General features: G+C 72.8%; 17 protein-coding genes and 1 pseudogene. 8 read left to right on the forward strand and 10 right to left on the reverse strand.

Translation table 11 applies throughout. The features are described from left to right. The first annotated feature begins 74 nt into the window (after positions 1 to 74). A complete protein-coding gene (locus ACZ7GX_RS15730; protein WP_498777084.1) occupies positions 75 to 1319 on the forward strand; it encodes an SEL1-like repeat protein in 1245 nt (414 codons plus the stop codon). A gap of 320 nt (positions 1320 to 1639) precedes the next feature. Continuing rightward, a complete protein-coding gene (locus ACZ7GX_RS15735) occupies positions 1640 to 2932 on the forward strand; it encodes an eCIS core domain-containing protein (RefSeq protein ID WP_498777086.1) in 1293 nt (430 codons plus the stop codon). A gap of 10 nt (positions 2933 to 2942) precedes the next feature. Here ACZ7GX_RS15735 and ACZ7GX_RS15740 read toward each other — a convergent pair whose 3' ends face one another. Genes ACZ7GX_RS15740 through ACZ7GX_RS15750 form a run of 3 tightly spaced genes read right to left on the reverse strand, consistent with a single transcriptional unit; the run spans position 2943 to position 5945 of the window. After that, on the reverse strand, positions 2943 to 4421 hold the full coding sequence (locus ACZ7GX_RS15740; RefSeq protein ID WP_498777088.1) for a glutamate-cysteine ligase family protein: 1479 nt from the start codon (positions 4419 to 4421) through the stop codon (positions 2943 to 2945). Positions 4422 to 4443: 22 nt separating this feature from the next. Beyond that, positions 4444 to 5103 carry a 4'-phosphopantetheinyl transferase family protein gene (locus ACZ7GX_RS15745; protein ID WP_498777090.1) on the reverse strand — a complete coding sequence of 220 codons (660 nt, stop codon included), beginning with the start codon at positions 5101 to 5103 and terminating at the stop codon, positions 4444 to 4446. After that, positions 5100 to 5945, reverse strand: coding sequence for a metallophosphoesterase family protein (locus ACZ7GX_RS15750; RefSeq protein WP_498777092.1), 846 nt, complete (start codon positions 5943 to 5945; stop codon positions 5100 to 5102). Before ACZ7GX_RS15750 ends, ACZ7GX_RS15745 begins: the two co-directional genes overlap by 4 nt. Positions 5946 to 6362: 417 nt before the next feature. On the opposite strand from ACZ7GX_RS15750, the pseudogene ACZ7GX_RS15755 reads away from it, so the two are divergent. The 3 genes and pseudogenes from ACZ7GX_RS15755 to ACZ7GX_RS15765 all read left to right on the forward strand — a co-directional run. After that, positions 6363 to 6704: pseudogene (locus ACZ7GX_RS15755) on the forward strand (transposase); the annotation flags it as partial. Between the two features lie 102 nt (positions 6705 to 6806). Next, on the forward strand, positions 6807 to 7058 hold the full coding sequence (locus tag ACZ7GX_RS15760) for a hypothetical protein (protein ID WP_498777094.1): 252 nt from the start codon (positions 6807 to 6809) through the stop codon (positions 7056 to 7058). 24 nt (positions 7059 to 7082) lie between these two features. Next, the gene (locus ACZ7GX_RS15765; RefSeq protein ID WP_498777096.1) at positions 7083 to 7883 is read left to right on the forward strand and encodes an alpha/beta fold hydrolase; all 801 of its coding nucleotides are present in this window, start codon (positions 7083 to 7085) and stop codon (positions 7881 to 7883) included. Here ACZ7GX_RS15765 and ACZ7GX_RS15770 read toward each other — a convergent pair. Next, positions 7880 to 8275, reverse strand: coding sequence for a winged helix-turn-helix transcriptional regulator (locus tag ACZ7GX_RS15770; protein ID WP_498777098.1), 396 nt, complete (start codon positions 8273 to 8275; stop codon positions 7880 to 7882). The genes ACZ7GX_RS15765 and ACZ7GX_RS15770 overlap by 4 nt on opposite strands. Positions 8276 to 8361: 86 nt before the next feature. Between ACZ7GX_RS15770 and ACZ7GX_RS15775 the strand changes: the two genes are divergently transcribed. Further along, positions 8362 to 9204 (forward strand): NAD(P)H-binding protein, encoded by an 843-nt coding sequence (locus tag ACZ7GX_RS15775; protein WP_498777101.1) that lies wholly within the window; start codon positions 8362 to 8364, stop codon positions 9202 to 9204. Between the two features lie 7 nt (positions 9205 to 9211). On the opposite strand, the gene ACZ7GX_RS15780 is transcribed toward ACZ7GX_RS15775, so the two are convergent. The 3 genes from ACZ7GX_RS15780 to ACZ7GX_RS15790 are packed head-to-tail and all read right to left on the reverse strand — an operon-like array spanning position 9212 to position 15016. Further along, complete coding sequence (locus ACZ7GX_RS15780) at positions 9212 to 12106, reverse strand: TIR domain-containing protein (protein WP_498777103.1); 2895 nt, start codon at positions 12104 to 12106, stop codon at positions 9212 to 9214. 19 nt (positions 12107 to 12125) lie between these two features. Further along, positions 12126 to 13298, reverse strand: a complete 1173-nt coding sequence (locus tag ACZ7GX_RS15785) for a GAF domain-containing sensor histidine kinase (RefSeq protein ID WP_498777106.1) — start codon at positions 13296 to 13298, stop codon at positions 12126 to 12128. Next, a complete protein-coding gene (locus tag ACZ7GX_RS15790) occupies positions 13295 to 15016 on the reverse strand; it encodes a sodium/solute symporter (protein ID WP_498777108.1) in 1722 nt (573 codons plus the stop codon). Before ACZ7GX_RS15790 ends, ACZ7GX_RS15785 begins: the two co-directional genes overlap by 4 nt. A gap of 113 nt (positions 15017 to 15129) precedes the next feature. On the opposite strand from ACZ7GX_RS15790, the gene ACZ7GX_RS15795 reads away from it, so the two are divergent. Continuing rightward, positions 15130 to 16302, forward strand: a complete 1173-nt coding sequence (locus ACZ7GX_RS15795; protein WP_498777110.1) for an RNA-guided endonuclease InsQ/TnpB family protein — start codon at positions 15130 to 15132, stop codon at positions 16300 to 16302. 89 nt (positions 16303 to 16391) lie between these two features. Here ACZ7GX_RS15795 and ACZ7GX_RS15800 read toward each other — a convergent pair whose 3' ends face one another. From ACZ7GX_RS15800 to ACZ7GX_RS15810, 3 genes are read right to left on the reverse strand one after another with little or no spacing between them, the layout of a single operon-like run. Continuing rightward, on the reverse strand, positions 16392 to 16778 hold the full coding sequence (locus tag ACZ7GX_RS15800) for a DUF485 domain-containing protein (protein ID WP_498777112.1): 387 nt from the start codon (positions 16776 to 16778) through the stop codon (positions 16392 to 16394). Next, positions 16775 to 17614: a LytR/AlgR family response regulator transcription factor gene (locus ACZ7GX_RS15805; RefSeq protein WP_230569251.1), complete on the reverse strand. Its 840-nt coding sequence runs from the start codon at positions 17612 to 17614 to the stop codon at positions 16775 to 16777. The genes ACZ7GX_RS15800 and ACZ7GX_RS15805 overlap by 4 nt, the downstream gene beginning before the upstream one ends. Positions 17615 to 17650: 36 nt before the next feature. Then, on the reverse strand, positions 17651 to 17959 hold the full coding sequence (locus ACZ7GX_RS15810) for a hypothetical protein (RefSeq protein ID WP_053721693.1): 309 nt from the start codon (positions 17957 to 17959) through the stop codon (positions 17651 to 17653). A 37-nt stretch (positions 17960 to 17996) separates the two neighbouring features. On the opposite strand from ACZ7GX_RS15810, the gene ACZ7GX_RS15815 reads away from it, so the two are divergent. After that, on the forward strand, positions 17997 to 18164 hold the full coding sequence (locus ACZ7GX_RS15815; RefSeq protein ID WP_498777115.1) for a hypothetical protein: 168 nt from the start codon (positions 17997 to 17999) through the stop codon (positions 18162 to 18164). The last annotated feature ends 8 nt before the right edge of the window (positions 18165 to 18172 follow it).

Genomic DNA, 18172 nt, shown 5'->3' on the forward strand with positions numbered 1-18172 from the left:
CGATCGGGGGATCTTCGGCGGCGTGGGCCCGCGGTCTGGGAGCATCGGTGGTGGGGCGAGGCCAAGGGGGACACGTGCTCAAGAAGACGGGCAACGACGACACGGCGGCCGTGGTCGGCTTCGGGGTGGCCGCGGCACGCGCCGGCGACGTCGCGGCGGCGGAGGTCTGGTACCGCGCCGCCGCCGATCGCGGAGACGTCGACGGCATGAACCTGCTGGCGCTGATCTGCGAGGAACGCGGCGCGTCCGCCGAAGCCTCGCGCTGGTACGCCCGCGCCGCCGAGCTGGGCGACACGACCGCGATGCACGGCCTGGCCCGGCTCGCCCGGCAGGACGACCGGCTCGACGCCGCCGAGCGCTGGTACCGGGACGCCGCCGACCGCGGTGACCAGGAGGCGATGACCGCGCTGGCCGACCTGCTCTCGGCGACGGGCCGCTCCGGCGACGACGACGCGTGGTACCGCCGGGCCGCCGAGTCGGGCGACCCGCGGGCGCTCGCGGTGATCAGCACCCGGCTGCGGGCCAGGGGTGAGACCGACGAGGCGGAGCGGTGGTTGCGCCGGGCCGTGGAGGCGACCGGCGAGCCGTTCTTCCTGGTGGAGCTCGGCGAGCTGCTGGCCGGGCGCGGAGACCTGGACGGCGCGGAGACCTCGCACCGCCGTGCCGCCGAGGCCGGTGACGTCGGCGCGATGGCCCACCTCGGGTCGGTGCTGGTGGCCAGGGGCCGGGTGGAGGAGGCCGAGGGGTGGTACCGGAAAGCGGTCGCCGCCGGTCGTGCGTCCGCCATGGCGGACCTCGCTCTGCTGCTCGTGCACCGGGGCGAGACGGCCGAGGCCGAACGGCTGCTGGACCGGGCGTCCGGCGCGGGCGAGGTGGACCACGACCTGTGGGACGCGCTGCCCCCGCTGGAGCCCTCGGTGCTCGACCGGCGGGAACGGGAGGCCGCGCCGCGGGTGCTCGTCGTGCTCGGCGTCCTGGCCCGGCGGCGTGACGACCTCGACGGCGCCGAGCGCTGCTTCCGCCGTGCGGCGGACGCGGGCGACGCCCAGGCCATGTACGAGCTGGGGATGCTGCTGACGCGGTGGGGCACGGCGAGCGCCCGTGCCGCGATGCGCCGTCCGGGCCGCCGGGTCGGGTCGTCGTCGGACGAGGCGGAGACCTGGTTCCGCCGCGCCGCCGAGGGCGGCCACCCGGACGCCATGTTCAGCCTCTCCGCCCTGCACAAGGGGAGCGCGGAGGGCGAGCTGTGGTGGAACCGCGCCGTCGAGGCCCGGCGGGCCGACGCGATGAAGGCTTTGGAGGCGCAGACCCCGAGCTGACCGCGCGCCGCAGCACGAGCCTGACCACGCGCCACAGCCCGGACCGACCACGCGTCGCGGGTGCGGACCGCCCACCCAGCCTGGGTCTGACCGCGCGCCCAGCCCGGGCCTGATCGCCCACCCAGCCTGGGTCTGATCGCGCGCCCAGCCTGGGCCTGACCGCGCGCCCAGCCTGGGCCTGACCGCGCGCCTCGGGCGCCGACCACGTGCCGGCGAGGGCAACGACATTGCCCGGGCACTGCCCGTCGGGGCCTGTCCGGCCCCCGCGCGGCCGATGAGCATGTGAACCGTCGCACTCGCCCGCGAGGATGGGGACGGTCATGCACGTGCACGACAAAGCCGAACGGGACGCCCACCCGGCGCGGACACCGCGGCGCGCCGAGGAGTCGGGGGCAACGGCCCGGGCGATCGAGTCGGGCGCCCGGCGCCCGGGACCACCCTCACCGGCCGCGGTGCCGGCACTGCAACGCGCCATCGGCAACGCCGCGGTGGCCAGGATGATGTCCGGCACGCGCGACGACGGCGACCCGGCCGACGCCCACCAGCACCCCGTCCAGCGGTCGGCCGTGCACGAGGTGCTGAGCTCGCCGGGGCGCCCGCTCGACGAGTCGACCCGGACCGAGATGGAGGCGAGGCTGGGCGCGGACTTCTCCGACGTCCGCGTGCACGCCGGCTCGGAGTCGCGGCGGTCCGCGGCCGAGATCGGCGCGCGCGCCTACACCTCGGGCAGCCACGTGGTGATCGGCGAGGGCGGCGGGGACAAGCACACCCTCGCCCACGAGTTGACCCACGTCATCCAGCAGCGCCGGGGAGCGGTGGCGGGCACCGACAACGGCGCGGGGCTGAGCCTGTCCGACCCCGGCGACCGGTTCGAGCGCGAGGCCGAGGCCACCGCCCACGCCGTCCTGCGCGGGCCGGTCCCGGGCACGTCGGCCGCCGGGCCGGCGGAGGCGGAGGCCGTCGACCACGCACCGCACCTCCAGGCGCCCGTGCAGCGGGCCCCGGCGACCGACCAGGCGGAGGAGGAGGTGGCGCAGGACCCGGTCTTCACCTTCGCCGAGGACAGCGACCTGCCCCCGAACCCCACGATGTGGAGCGACGGGATGCCTCCGTTCATGAACTTCTGGATCGGCGGGGAACGCCCGGACTTCGAGATCAAGGTCGAGCAGTTCTGCGCGTACATGTCCGTCCACTGGCTGCTGAACGGCCAGGGCACCGGCGGCCTGCGGTTCACGGACTTCGCCGCCGGTACCCGCCTGCACGCGGCCCGGACGTTGCGGGAGTGGTGGGCGAGCGGGGGCCGGGAGGGCCAGAAGCAGTACGCCGCCGAGCGGATGGGCGGCCACGAGGTGAGCCTCGCCAGCCTCGACAACGACGCCCGCAAGGGCACCCTGCCCGTGGGCAGCACGATCTGGTTCGGCAACGACGACCACGCCGAAGCCGCCGTGAAGACCGGGAAGGACAGCTACCTGATGTACGACCCGAACTCCGGGCTGACGACCAAGCGGAACAGCACGGCGTTCCGCTCCTACATCGCGAGCAAGAACGTCTTCGTGGTCAAGCCCGGGCCGGGCGCGGATCCCGAGTCCTGCATGTGCTGCGCCGTCATGTGACGGAACGGGTTCAGGGCACCGGCCAGGTGTGGACCGGTTCGTTGGTGTGCATCAGGTCCCGGTACGAGCGCAGCATCCGGCGCAGCGCCTCGGGCCGGTCCAGCGCCGTGTGGTCGTACTGCCGGTGGAACGCGCGCGCCTGCCAGGTGGCCCCGTTCACGCCGGTCAGGCACCGCTGCTCGATCACGCCCAGCAGCCGGTCGCGCTCGGCCGGGTCCACCTTCATCCGCACCAGGCCCTCGTGCGCCATCGGCAGCAGGCGGCGCAGCACCAGCTCCACCACCGGCACCGTGCCCAGCCCCGGCCAGTACACCTGCGCGTCGATCCCCGACCGGGCGCCCGAGGTGAAGTTCTCCTCCGCCGCGCTGAACGACATCTGCGACCACAGCGGCCGCTCCTCCTCGGCCAGCACGCGCACCAGGCCGTAGTAGAACGCGCCGTTCGCCAGCATGTCGACCACGGTCGGCCCGGACGGCAGCGTGCGGTTCTCCACGCGCAGGTGCGGCTGGTCGCGCACCACGTCGTACACGGGCCGGTTCCAGCGGTAGATCGTGCCGTTGTGCAGCCGCAGCTCCGCCAGCGACGGCGTGTCGCCGCGCTCCAGCACCTGCAACGGGTCCTCCTCGTCGCAGATGGGCAGCAACGCCGGGAAGTACCGCACGTTCTCCTCGAACAGGTCGAAGATCGACGTGATCCACCGCTCCCCGAACCACACCCGCGGCCGGACGCCCTGTTCCTTCAGCTCGTCGCTGCGCGTGTCCGTGGCCTGCTGGAACAACGCGATCCGCGTCTCCCGCCACAGCTCCTTGCCCAGCAGGAACGGCGAGTTGGCCCCGATCGCGACCTGCACGCCCGCGATGGCCTGCGCCGCGTTCCAGTACGCCGCGAAGTCCTCCGGCGACACCTGCAGGTGGAACTGCGTGCTGGTGCACGCGGCCTCGGGCACGATCGAGTCCGCGGTGAGCTGCAGCCGCTCGATCCCGCTGATCCCGATCTGGAGGTCCTCGCCCCGCGCGGCCAGCACCTGCTCGTTGAGCAGCGTGTACCGGGGGTTGCCCGACAGCGCGTCCACGGCCAGGTGCTTCGGCTGCAACGTCGGCAGGATCCCGATCATCACCATGTGCGCGTCCACGCCGCGCGCCTTGTGCTCGGCCTCGTTCAACGACGCCCGCACGACGTCCTCGAACGCCGTGATCCCGCCGCCGGTCAGCAGCCGGGGCGCGACGTTGATCTCCAGGTTCCACTGGCCGAGCTCGGTGACGAAGTCCGGGTCGGCGATGGCCTCCAGCGCCTCGGCGTTGCGCATCGCCGGGTCGCCCGCGTCGTCGACCAGGTTGAGCTCGATCTCCAACCCGGTCGTCGGCCGGTCGAACTCGAACCGGGACTCGCCGAGCATCCGGGCGAACACGTCCAGGCAGCGACGCACCTTCGTGCGGTACCGCGTCCGGTCGTCTCGGGTGAACTGCTGTCGCCCGACCTCGTCGCCCATACCGCCGCCTTCCCAAGCCCGATCAGCGCGCGGGTACCGCGATCGCGGTCACCACAAACCCCTCCCGCGCCAGCCAGCGACCGGTGAACCCGTCCAGCGCCACGCCGTCCACCACGGGCGGCTCGACGAGGATCCGCGCGGTGAAGGTGCCGTCGTCCGGGTTGAGGGTCACCTCCGCATCCTCGAACCCCAGCCACGTCCGCGCCAGCGGGAACCACGCCTTGTAGACGGTCTCCTTCGCGCTGAACAGCAGCCGGTCCCACGCCACCTTGTCGCCCGACGCCCGCAGCTCACCCATCCGGGCCAGCTCGGCGGGCACCGCGATGGCCTCCAGCACGCCGTCCGGGGTCGGCTCGTTCGGCTCGGCGTCGATCCCGATCGTCCACAGCTCGGACGACCGGCCGACGGCCGCCGCCCGGTAGCCCTTGCAGTGCGTGATGCTGCCGACCACGCCCTCCGGCCACGTCGGCTCGCGCTTCGGCCCCGGCAGCAGCGGCACGGGCGGGAACCCGAGGGCGGCCAACGCCGTGCGCGCGCAGTGCCGGCCCGTGGTGAACTCCTTGCGCCTCTTCTCCACCGCCCGGGCGACGTGCTCCTCCTCTTCGGGGAACAGCACCACCCCGTCGGGGTCGTCGAACGCGTCGAACGCCGACACCGGCGGCGGCAGCAGGTCCGTGATCACCGTGCGTCCCCCTCGCGCAGCACGTCCAGCAGCGGGGCGGCGGTCCAGCCGCGCGGCTGCCACTCCCGCGGGTAACCGAGCGACACCTCGTCGAAGCGGACGCCGTCCTTGCGGATCGTGCGCGGGATGTGCAGGTGCCCGTAGACCATCACCGCCGCGCGGAACCGCAGGTGCCAGTCCGCGGTCCGCTCGGAGCCGCACCACAGGGCGAATTCGGGGTACCGCAGCACGAACGTGGGATCGCGCACGAGGGGCCAGTGGTTGATCAGCACGGTGCGCAACGAGCTGTCCACGGCCCGCAACCGCCGCTCGCTCTCCGCGATCCGCGCCGCGCACCACGCCTCACGGCTCGGGTACGGGTCCGGGTGCAGGAAGTACTCGTCGGTGCAGATCACCCCGGCCTCCTGCGCCGCGGCCAGCGCGGACGCCTTGTCCGTCGTGCCCGCCGGGCGGAAGGTGTAGTCGTAGAGCGTGAACAGCGGCGCCACCGCCACCGGCCCGCCGGAGCCCTCGAACACCGCGAACTCGTCGTCGGGCGTGAGCACGTCGATGCTGCGGCACAGCTCGACCAGCTGCTTGTAGCGCACCTCGCCGCGGGCCTGCGCCGGGTCGTCCTTCGTGGTCCACAGCTCGTGGTTGCCCGGCGACCAGACCACCTTGGCGAACCGGCCGCGCAGCACGCCCAGCGCCCACTCGACGTCGTCGAACTTCTCCGCCACGTCGCCCGCCACGATCAGCCAGTCGTCGGGCGAGTGGGGCTGGATCGCGTCCACGAACGCGCGGTTCTGCTGGTACGTCACGTGCAGGTCGCTGGTGGCGAGGAGTCGCGGCGCAGTGCTCACACCTTCGAGCGTATCCGTGCACAGCCGGTATCGGGGAGTGACCGCTCATCCGCTCGTCGCTCCTGTGTAGCCGTTCGGCGGAGTGCTGGTGGCCGCGTGACGCTGGACCACTCCCGTTCGTCGCGCGTTCCCTTACCAGGGAGCGCCGGTGTTCCTAGCGTGATGGGCATCACGACGTCCTGGGCGGAGGACCTGATGACCAACTACGTACGACCAGCGCAGCCGTTCGGTCGAACGGTGGGCGCGGAGATCGCCCGCCAGGTGCAACAGCACGCGCACCCCGCGGTCGCCCCCAGGCGCACGGACGACGCCGCCCTGGCCATGTTGCTGCGCGCCCGCCAGCGCGGTGACGCCCAGCGGCAGGAGCCGTGGGTGCGCCGGGCGCCGGAGGCGCCACCCCGACCGCCGCACGCCGACGTGATCGAGCAGCTGGCCGTGCGCCTGGTGCCGCCGTCGCTGTGGGCCGTGGTGGAGCCGCTGCTGCCGCCGGCCAAGGTGCGCCGCCAGGGCGGTGGCCGCGGCCGGGTGTCGGATCGGGCCATCTTCACCGCGATCGTGTTCGTCCTGACCAGCGGTTGCGCGTGGCGGCACCTGCCGCCGACGTTCGGCGTGACCGTGCCGACCGTGCACCGCCGGTTCCAGGAGTGGAGCGAGGCCGGGCTGTGGCTGCGGCTGCGCCGGGTGGCGGTGGAGGGCGCGGCGGGCGACACCGAGTGGCTGCGGCTGGTGCTGGAAGCGGCGGAACGACGCGGCGCGCGCGCAGCGGGCTGAACGGCACGGGGAACGACGGTGGCAACGCGGGCGTCCCAACTGTGAACCGGGACGTCCGCCAGACCGTTCGTCCCAATGGAGGTGTTCGTCATGAAGGAGCTGTCCAGACGTGAGCTCGCGCTGCTGCGGGCGACGGTCGCGAACCGGGTCGACCTGACCCGCAGCGCCGAGCCCGACGTGCGGGTGGACGGTCTGCCGTTCTGCGATCCGACCGCGGCGCGCGCCCTGGTGCACGCCGGTCTGATCGCACCGGCGAGCGCGGTCGCGCCGGGTGACCGCGCGCCCGCCCGCCTCACCGCCGCCGGCGCGGCGGCCCTGGGACTGGCGGTCCTCGCGGCCTGACTCCTCGGCCGGTTGACTGGGGGCGTGACTCCTGTCCACGTGACCGTCGTCGAAGGCCCCGCGGACGTGCCACCGGCCGTGTTCCTGCACGGGGTGCTCAGCTGGGGGAGCGACGACGACTACGGCTTCGGCCACCAGCGCCCGCTCGCCGAACGCCGGCGGCTGCTCCTGGTGGACCGCCGCGGCTTCGGCGCGAGCCCCGACCTCGACGGGCCGCACCGCAGCGACTACGAGGTGGACGCCGAGGACGCCGTCGCCCTGCTGGACGGCGGGGCCCACCTGGTCGGCCACTCCTACGGCGCGGTCGCCGCGATGCTCGCCGCCGTGGCCGAGCCGGGGCTGGTGCGCTCGTTGTGCCTGGTCCAGCCGGGTGCGCTGCGGCCGGCGGAGGACCACCCGGCGGTCGCCGAGGCGCTGGCCCGCGCCCGTGCCGCGGTCGGCGGGCTCCCGCCGGACCTGACGCCCGAGGACTACCTGAGGCTGTCCACCGAGGCGGTCGGCATGCCCGCGCCCGAGCCGACGCCCGCCCGGCTGCGCGCCGCCCGCACGACGATGGCCGAACGCCCGTGCTGGGACGCCGACGTGCCGCTGGAGCCGTTGGCCGGGGCGCCGTGGCCCGCGCTCGTGATCCGGGGCGACTGGTCGGGCGCGCCCGAGGAGTACCGCAGGCTCGCGGGCGTCCCGCTCCAGGCCGCCGCCGAGGTGATCGCCGAGCGGATCGGCGCGGACCTGCTCACCGTGCCCGGCTTCTACCCGCACGTCCAGCAGCCGGCCGCGGTCAACGCCGCGCTCGCCGAGCTGTGGGACCGGGCCGACAACGGCTAGCCGGCCTCGTCGTACCGCCGCCGGGCGTCCAGCACGTCCGGGACCCGGTCGCCGACCCACTCCAGCACCGCGCCCAGCCGGGCGGCGAACTGGCTGCCCAGCGGGGTGAGCGCGTAGGTCACCCGGGGCGGGGTCGTCGGTTCCACCTCGCGGGTCAGCAGGCCGTCGCGGACCAGTTCGCGCAGGTTCTGCGAGAGCACCTTCTCGCTGATGCCGCCGACCCGGTCGCGCAGCCGGTGGAAGCGCTGCGGGCCGGGGCGCAACGCGGTCATCAGCACGATCCCCCACCGGCTGGTGGCGTGGCGGAACAGCACGTGCCCCGGGCAGTCGGGGTGAAACCCGTCACCCGGCGACGCGCCCGCGCCCTGCCCTTCCTGGACTCCTACCCCCACACCCGGAGCTTACCCACGGGTCAGCCCTTACCGGGTCGATCGCCGCGCGCCTACGGTCGCCGCCGACGAGAGGGAGGGATCCGGTGGTGGGGAACAAGGTCCTGGTGACCGGTGCGACGGGGAACGTGGGCGCGCAGGTGGTCGGACTGCTGTCGGCGGCCGGTGTCGCGCCGAGGGCGCTGAGCCGGCGGTCGGACGCGGGGCTGCCGGCCGGGGTCGAGGTCGTGCGGGGTCACCACTTCGACCCGGCGACGCTGGAGGCGGCGCTGGTCGGCGTCGACCGGGTGTTCCTGGTGTGGCCCGCGTTCACGGCCGGCGCCGCCGAGGCGGTGGCGGAGCTGATCGGCGCGCGACGGGTGGTCCTGCTGTCCTCCGGCGCGGTGGTGGACGGCGTGGCGGAGCAGCCTCACCCGATCGGGCGGTTCCACGCCGAGGTCGAACGGGCGCTGGCGCGGGCCGGGGCGGAGTGGACGTTCCTGCGCCCGCACGGCTTCGCCACCAACACCCGCGCCTGGGCGCCGGAGATCCGCGCCGGCGACGTGGTGCGCGGCGCGTACGGGAGGGCGGCGTCGACGTTGATCCACGAGGCCGACATCGCGGCGGTGGCGGTGCGGGCGTTGACCACGACCGGGCACGCCGGTGCGCGCTACGAGCTGACCGGGCCCGAGGTGCTGACCAAGGTCGAGCAGGTGCGCGTGATCGGCGAGGCCCTCGGCCGGCCGCTGCGGTGGGAGGAGCTGTCCCGCGCGGAGGAGCGGGAGCGGTCGCTGTCGTGGCTGCCCGAGTCCGTGGTGGACGCGGTGCTCGACGGCCAGGCCGAGCTGGTCCACCGGCCGTCGGCGCCGACGGCCGCGGTCGAGGAGGTGACCGGGACGCCCGCCCGCCCGTTCCGCGAGTGGGTGGCCGACCACGTGCACGAGTTCCGCTGACCGCGGCTCAGCCGGACAGCTTCGCCAGCCTGGCCGCCAGGTCGGCCAGCACGCGTTCGCCGTCGTGCGGCGGCAGCTCGCTCAGCGTCGACTTCGCGGGCACGCCCTGGAACCGGCTCAGCGCGGGCGTCTCGTGGAACAGGCTCGGGCCGACCAGGACCGGGATGATCCGGCAGCCACCCTCCTCGGCGGCGGCCAGCAGGCGGGGCAGCTCCTCGGAGTTGATGTAGTCCGAGGCCAGCGAGTCGGCGCTGACCAGCACCAACGCCGCCTTGGCGCGGGCCAGGGCGGCGGTGATCTCCCGGTGCCACTGGTCGCCGAGCTCGATCCGGCGGTCCGACCAGACGTCCAGGGGCAGCGGCTTGAGGTGCACCTGGAGCCGGGTCAACCAGTGGGCGTCCTGGTGGCTGTAGCAGACGAACACCTGGTCACGCGGCACCGGCAAGCGCTTGCCCGCCAGTTCGACCAGGTCGTCGCGGCGCAGTTGGCCGAGGTAGAACCGGAACTGCGGGTCGTCCGCGACCAACCTGCGCCCGCGCGGGTCGTGGAACAGGTGGTCGCCGCGCAGGCCCTCGAACAGCTCCGCGCGCTGCCCGTCCAGCTTGAGGACCCCGTCCGGCGTGCGGGCCAGCTCCAGCAGCAGGTCGACGCAGACGGCCTCGTCCGGGCGGTCGCGGGTGACGAAGTCGACCACCACGTCGTGGTACTTGAGCTTCAGCCGCTCGGTGACCTTGGCGCGGGCGTGGGCGAGATCGGTGCGCACCGCCTTGCGGCCGGGCTCGGTCTGCTCGACGCCCGCCGTGACCGCGATCTGCCAGCACAGCATCTGCGCGGTGAGCAGGCTGCCCGCCGACGCGCGGGAGATCTCGGCCTTGCGGTCGAACGCGATGTTCAGCGCGTGCTCGCCCTGCTCGATCATCCTGACGATCAGGCCCTCGACGGCCGCGCCGAGCCGGAAGACCCGGATGCGGGTGGCGACGTCCGTGCCGACGGAGACCAGGTGGCGTGCCGTGCCGGGGATGCCCAGCAGCACCAGCCGCCGGCCGGAGGACCCGTTGTCCGCCAACAACTTCAGGTAGTCGGCCAGCTTGTTCTGCAGGTCGGCGGGCAACCGCTGGAAGTCGTCCACCGCCACCAGCCCGGTGTGCTCCTCGGGCAACGCGGTGATGGCGGGCAGGTCGGCGGGGTTGCGGGCGCTCAGCACCGTGACCTCGCCGAGCCGTTCGCGGTCGCGGGCGACCGCGTTGCGCAGCATCGTCGTCTTGCCGATGCCGGACGGCCCTTCGAGCACGATGCCCAAGCCCGGCTGGCGCAGCGACATCCGGAACTCGGCGAAGTCGTCCGGCTCCACGAAGGTCACCGTCGGCACGCCGGCCACGGTGAACACGTCACCGAGGCTGCGGGGTTCCGCCACGGTCTTGGCGTCCACCGGTATCGGCGGCTCGCCGCGCACCTGCCGTGCGGCGAACCGCACCCCTTCGACCACGCTCAGCAGCGCCTCGTCGCGGCTGTTCCACTTGACCATCGGCCGACCACCCGTGGGCAACGGGGCCAGCGACCCGAAGGGCTGCTTTTCCCATGACGTCGGCCGGAACACCACCGGGAGCACCACGGCGGCCTTGGCTCGGTGCCGGTCGAGCACGACGCGCAATTCCCGACTGCTGCCGTACCCGGTTCCGAGCAGGTCCCTGCTGACCAGCAATAGCACCAGGTCGGCGTCGCGCACATACGGAGCTACTGACGTTTCGAGAGCAGCGTTCCCAAGGTCGACGTACCGCGCGCTGATTCGAGCCAGCGTCCCCTCCGCTTGCAGGCCCATCAGCGATTGCGCGAGCTCCATGGCGAAGGATTCATCCGGCTCTGCGTACACCAAGGCCAACTTGAGAGCGCGCGGCTCGTCGCGGACCACCGGCACGGTCGTCGGGCCGGGATCGCCGGGATACCCGGGTCCTTCCACACCGCCGCCCGCGATGCCGAGCGTGCGGAACAACGAGTCGCGAGCCGCCTCCGAGCCGAGACCCACCAGGTCGCAAGTGCGCTGGAACAGCTTCGTCGCGGTCCTCGCCGCGACCTGGACCGCGACGACCTCGCCCGGCAGCTCCCGCGCGGCGGAGATCTCCTGCGCGGACAGGTTCTGCGACACGACGACCACTGTGCGGTCGACGCGGTCGAGCTCCGGCGTGGAGCCGAGGCGTGACGGCCGCAGGGCTCGCGCGTCCAGCACGGCGGAGTATCCGGCCTGGCGGAGCTGGAAGGCGATCCACTCGGCCCACTCCGCGTCGGCCGGGGTGTACACCACCGCGAAGTCCGCCCGCTCCTCCCGCACCGCCCGGGGCTCACCGGTCCGGACCCAGGCGATCGCGCTGGTCTCCTTCACCTCGATCCGGACCCGCTCGTACGCGCCGGCCTCGTCGGTGTGCCTGACGACCTCGTCGAAGAACAGGTCGGAGGCGATGACGCTCACCCCGTGGGCGGTGGCGGCCGCCCGGAACGCTGCGGAGTCGAAGAGTCGGAAGGCCAGGACCACCCCTGGGCCGCTCGGAGCGCCCTCGCCCCGGAGGACTTCGCCCGCGTGCACCGCCACGTGCAGCCCCAGCCGGTCGTCCTCGGACCGGTTGGCGTTGTACCGGTCGAGTCGCCGTGCGAGTTCGCCGAACCACCGCTCGGCGATGGCGGCCTTCGGCACGTCAGCGGGAAAGAGGATCAGATCCCCGTCGCCCCCGGCCTCGCGGTACGCGGTTTCCAAGGTCAGTCCCGCCCGGCGGAATGAACTCTCGATCAGGTCCGACAACGCTTCGTGGCGGTGTTGCTGCACCGCTGCGGTGCGTCCGCGCCAGGCCCCGGCGTCGATGCCGAGGACCACGATGGTGCGGTGCAGAGGGTAGTTGTCCGGGCCTGTCATCCGCACCACCCCGTCGTCGCTAGGCGTGCACGCCCGCCTGGTACTTCGGCACCCGCACGCTGATCTTCGTGCCGAGCCCCTGCGCCGTTTCCACGACCAGACCGTAGTCGTCGCCGTAGCACCGACGCAGTCGCTCGTCGATGTTCCCCAGCCCTATCCCGGCCGTCTCGCCGACCTGGCCCGCCAACGTCCGGCGCAGCGCGTCGGGGTCCATGCCGATGCCGTCGTCCTCGATGGTGATGTGCGCTTCGGCGCCCGCGTCCGCCGCCAGGATCGAGATGTGCCCCGGCCCGACCTTGCCCTCCATCCCGTGCCGCACCGCGTTCTCCACCAGCGGTTGCAGGCACAGGAACGGCACGGTCACCGGCAGGACCTCCGGCGCGATCTGCAACGTCACCTTGAGCCGCTCGCCGAACCGGGCCCGTTCCAGCGCCAGGTACTGGTCGATCGACTTCAGCTCCTCCGACAACGTGGTGAAGTCGCCCGCCCGGCGGAACGAGTAGCGGGTGAAGTCGGCGAAGTCCAGCAACAGCGTGCGAGCGCGCTCGGGGTCCGTGCGCACGTACGACGCGATGGCGGACAACGAGTTGTAGATGAAGTGCGGCGAGATCTGCGCCCGCAGCGCCCGCACCTCCGCCTCGACCAACCGGGTCCGCGACCGGTCCAGCTCGGCCAGTTCCAGCTGGCCCGACGCCCACCTGGCCACCTCGTTGGTCGCCCGCACGAGCCCGGCCGACGCCTCCCGGCTGTACGCCGCCAGCACGCCGACCACCCGTCCCTCCACGGTCAGCGGCGCGAGCACGGCGGTGTGCACGGGGCAGTCGGGCGCGGAGCACGTGATGTCGAACGCCCTGGTGCGGCCGGTGTCGAACACGTCGGCGGCCAGGCCCATGGCCTCGGCCGCGTGGTGCTCGCCGTCGCCCTCCCACGCCACGACCTCGGTCTCGTCGGTCAACGCGAGCGCGGGCGTGCCGAGCAGCGTCCGCAGGTGCTTGGCCGACTTCTTCGCCGCCTCCGGCACCAGCCCGGCGCGCAGCGGGGGAGCGGCGGACCACGCGGTGTGCAGCGTCTCGAACGTGATCCGCTGCTCGTGGGTCAGGAAGTCGTTGCGGGTCCGGGACGTCCACCACAGCGTGATCACCACGGCGAGGCCGACGAGCAGGATCGCGCCCGCCGTCCACAACGCGGTCACAACCGGTCCTGGCTGCGCAGGCCCAGGTTCTCCGGCGCGTGCAAGCGCACCATGACGTGGTTCACCCCCGGAGGCACCTTGCGCGGCGTCAGCAGCGACACCGCGTACATCACGACGAAGCCCAGCGGCACGGTCCACGCGGCGGGCCGGGCCAGGAACACGTGGTACCACGCGCCGCCGCCCCGCGTGCTGATCGTGACCAGACCGGCCACCAGCGCGGGCAGGCCGCCCGCCACCATCCCGGCGACCGCGCCGACCGTGCTGATGCGCGTGCTCCAGATGCCCAGCACGAGCAGCGGGCACAGCGACGACGCCGCCACCGCGAACGCCAGGCCGACCATGTCCGCCACCGGCACCTTGCCCACCAGCCACGTCATGCCCAACGGCACCAGCACGGCCAGCACCGTCGACATGCGGAACCCGCGCACGCCGCGCAGCCGCAGCACGTCCCGGCTCAGCACGCCGGCCAGCGACACCATCAGGCCGGACGACGTGGACAGGAACGCGGCGAACGCCCCGCCGGCCACCAGCGCGCCCAGCAGCTGCCCGCCGAGCCCGTCGATCATCCGGCTCGGCAGCACCAGCACCACCGCGTCCGTGTCGCCGGTCATCAGCAGCTCGGGCGTGTACAGCCGGCCGAGCGCGCCGTAGATCGGAGGCATCAGGTAGAACACGCCCAGCAGGCCCAGCACGATCAACGTGGTGCGCCGCGCCGCCCGGCCGTTCGGGTTGGTGTAGAAGCGCACGATCACGTGCGGCAGGCCCATCGTGCCCAGGAACGTGGCGATGATCAGCGAGTACACCGCGTACAGCGGGAACCGCTCGCCGCCGCGCATCGGCAGCGCCCACACGTCGTTGGTGTTCGACGGGATCGACCGCACGTGCGGCACGGCCGCGCCCTCGGGGAACGTGAGCCGCGTCCCGGCGGACACCACGTGCCGCCCCACGGTCAGCTGCCCGCCGCCGTCGACCCGCTCGCCGTCGACCCGGCCGACGCCGTTGAAGGGCGTGGCGCGGGAGGCGTCGAAGGTCGTGTCGGAGTCGAACGTGACCGTGGTCTGCTTCGGGAACTCGGGGAACTGCGGCCCGGTCAGGTCACGCGCGCCGTGCGCGTGCCAGGCCATCACCAGGAACACCACCGGCACCGCGATCGCGGTCAGCTTGAGCCAGTACTGGAACGCCTGCACGAACGTGATGCTGCGCATCCCGCCGGAGATCACGTTCGTGGTGACGACCACCGCGACCACCAGCGCGCCCACCCAGTCCGGCGCGCCCGTCACCGTGTGCAGGGTCAGCCCGGCGCCCTGCAGCTGCGGCAGCAGGTACAGCCACCCGATGCCCAGCGCGAACACGCTCGCCACCGCGCGCACGGCCGGCGAGGCGAACCGGGCCTCGGCGAAGTCCGGCAGCGTGTACGCGCCGCTGCGGCGCAGGGGAGCGGCGACCAGCGCGAGCAGCACCAGGTAGCCCGCCGTGTAGCCGACCGGGAACCACAGCATGTCCGGCCCGTGCGCGAAGATCAGCCCGGCGATGCCGACGAACGACGCCGCGGACAGGTACTCGCCGCCGATGGCGGAGGCGTTCCACCACGGCGAGACGGTGCGCGAGGCGACGAAGAAGTCCGACGTCGTGCGCGAGATCCGCAGCCCGTACGTGCCGACCAGCATCGTGCCGACCGCGACCACCAGCACCGCGACGATGCCGTACCCGCTGCTCACCGCAGCCCCCGGAGGAAGCCGTGGTCCCTGGCCGCCGGAGATCCGAGCACGCGGCGGGCGGGTCGGCGATCAACCCACCTGATCACCGGGCGGCGTCCGCTAGGCTGATCTTCGTGCGAACGGCGTGCCGCGTCAGGGTCCATCCGGACGCCGATCAGGCCGCGGTGCTCAACCGCACGTTCGGCTGCGTGCGCCTGGTGTGGAACAAGACCCTCGCCGAACGTCGGTGGCGTTACCACGCCGAGGGCAGGCGGACGTCGTACAAGGAGACCGACGCCGCGCTGACGGGCTGGAAGCGCACGGAGGAGTTGGCGTTCCTGTCCGAGGTGTCCTCGGTGCCGCTGCAGCAGACACTGCGCCACCAGCACGCGGCGTTCCAGAGCTTCTTCGCCGGCCACGCGAGGTATCCGAGGTTCAAGTCCCGCACCGGCCGTCAGTCCGCCCACTACACCCGCTCTGCGTTCCGGATGCGGGACGGCAAGCTGTGGCTGGCCAAGACCACCGCCCCACTGGAGTTCGTGTGGTCCTTCGCCGAAGTTGACGTCACCACTCTGAACCCCACGACGGTCGTCGTGTCCCGTGAGCCGGACGGCCGCTGGTACGTGACCTTCGCCGTCGAGACCGAAGAACCCGAACCGAAGGCGGCCACCGGGCACGAGATCGGTGTGGACCTCGGGCTCAAGGACTTCCTCGTGACCAGCGACGGCGACCAGGTCGCCAACCCGCGCCTCATGGAACGCCGGGCGCGGAGCCTGGCCCGCCACCAACGACGCCTCGCCCGCTGCCAACCCGGGTCCAACAACCGGCGAAAGGCCAAAGCCAAGGTCGCCCGTGCACACCGGAAGGTTCGTGACACCCGGCGCGACTTCCTGCACCGCACCAGCACGAACCTGGTGCGGTCGGCCGACCTCATCGCGATCGAGGACCTGGCGGTCGGCCACATGGTGCGCAACCGCCGGCTCGCACGAGCGATCTCCGACGCCGGTTGGGGCGAGTTCCGCCGACAGCTCGAGTACAAGGCGGCTCGCGCCGGACGTACCCTCGTGGTGATCGACCGCTGGCACCCGTCCAGCAAGACCTGCTCCTCGTGCGGACACGTGCTCGCCGAGCTGAAGCTCTCGGTCCGGCACCGGACGTGCCCGCACTGCCGCACCCGACACGATCGGGACCTCAACGCGGCGAAGAACATCCTTGCGGCTGGTCGAGCCGTAGCCCGAAGCGACTCGGGCGATGCCTGTGGAGCTGATGTCAGACGGCAAGGGTCCTCCTTCCGCGATCGGCTGTGAACCAGGAAACCGGCACCGCGAGGTGCAGCGCGTAAGCGCTACGCGCCGCGAAGCGCGTCGGACTCCCGTCTTCCGGGACTGGGAGGAAGTCAAGAACGTTCCACCAACTCCGCGAACTCCCGCTCGCTGCGCTCGGCCTGGCGCACGTAGAACCAGCCCGCCAGCACGAACACGGGGAACACCAGCAAGCCCAGCAGCAGCCACGGCAGCGGCAGGCCCAGCAGCCGTTGCGCGCCGACCTGGGGCGCGAACGTGAACACCAGGGGCAGGGCCGCCACGCTCCCGCACACGACCGCGCACAGCAGCAGCCCGAGCCGCCGCTGGGTGCGGATCAGCGACCGCATGTAGACCGCGCCCAGCTCGCTCTGCTCGTCGATCTCCCGTGACGCGGGGTACGGGCGCGGTGCGCGTGGCGCGCGGGTGCGCGGGCTCGTCACCACGACCCGCTGGGTGTGCGGTCGCTGCGGCGAGGTCACGACGGCTGCCGGTTGCGGCGCACCAGCAGCTGCCGGAGGTGCCGGGCGTGCCGCCGGCTGACCGGCAGCACCGCGCCGCCGATGTTGACGCTCAGGTGGCCGTCCTCCAGCCGCAGCTCGTCGATGTGCCCGAGCGAGACGAGGTGGCTGCGGTGGATGCGCACGAACCCCGCCGAGCGCCACCGCTCCTCCAGGCCGTTGAGCGCGGCGCGGACCAGCCCGCTCCCGGTCGCGGTGTGCAGGCGGGCGTAATCGCCGTGCGCCTCCACGTACCGGATGTCGGCCAACCGGATGAACCTGGTGATGCCGCCGAGTTCGACCGGAATGACTTCGTCGCCCACGTCGGGCGTTTTCTCGGCCGGCGCGGCGGCGGCCGGTTCCGGCGTCTTCGAATCGAGCACCTCGTGCACGATCCGGTGCACGGACTCGGCCAGCCGTTCCGCCCGGACGGGCTTGAGCAGGTAATCGAGAGCTTTCAGCTCGAATGCCTCGACGGCCGGTTCCTGGTGCGCGGTGACGAAAACAATGCGCGGCGGTTGGGCGAACCGGGACAGCACGCGGGCCAGGTCGAGCCCGTCGAGGCCGGGCATGCGGATGTCGAGGAACACGGCGTCGACCGGCTGGCCCGCGTCCATGGCGCGGTGCAGCGTCCGCAGCGCCTTGGTCGCGTCCGTGACGCCCTCGACGTGGGCGACGCGCGGGTCGGAGCGCAGCAGGTAGACGAGGTCCTCCAGCGCGGGGGCCTCGTCGTCCACGGCGAGCACCCTCAGTGTTCGCTCGAGCGCCCCACGGCGCTCCGGGCCCTCGCAGAGAGGGCAGGGAAGTCCTGAGGTCATGGAGTTCCAATGCGGTGTGGTCGGCAGCGTCGGCGATTAGACCACCGGACGCCTATCCTCACCCTTCGGGGTGGCCAAGGGCAATGACCGGCGCGCGGCCTGAGCGTCACCCAGAGTCATCTCCAGCTCGAGGAACGCCTCCTCGGCCCGGCGCGCGGCCAGCGACACCGACGCCGCCGCGGCGCTGCCGACCAGCCGCCGGGTCGGCTCGTGCAACCCGCGCACCACGTCGGACCACTCGTTGGCCAGCCGCGCCAACTCCGTCAGGGCGCAGACCAATTCGGCGGAAGTGCGCGGCGCCGGGTCCACGATCCGCGCCAGTCCGACGTGCGGATCGGAATCCATGGCATCCCCCACGAGTGCGCCGAAGTATCGAAACCCGATGCTCTCGTTCACCGACCACGCGGTCAACGACCCGGAGGAGTGGTCTCAATTGGACGAAATCCGCGTTCCGAACCTTCAGGAGCCCGAGTTCGTCACCCAGGTCGGCCGACCGGGGCACCCGAACGGTGAATTCGGGGGTCGCGAACGTTCGACGCGCGGGCGTTGAACGTTCGA

It is taken from the genome of Actinosynnema sp. NPDC037264, assembly GCF_055603705.1.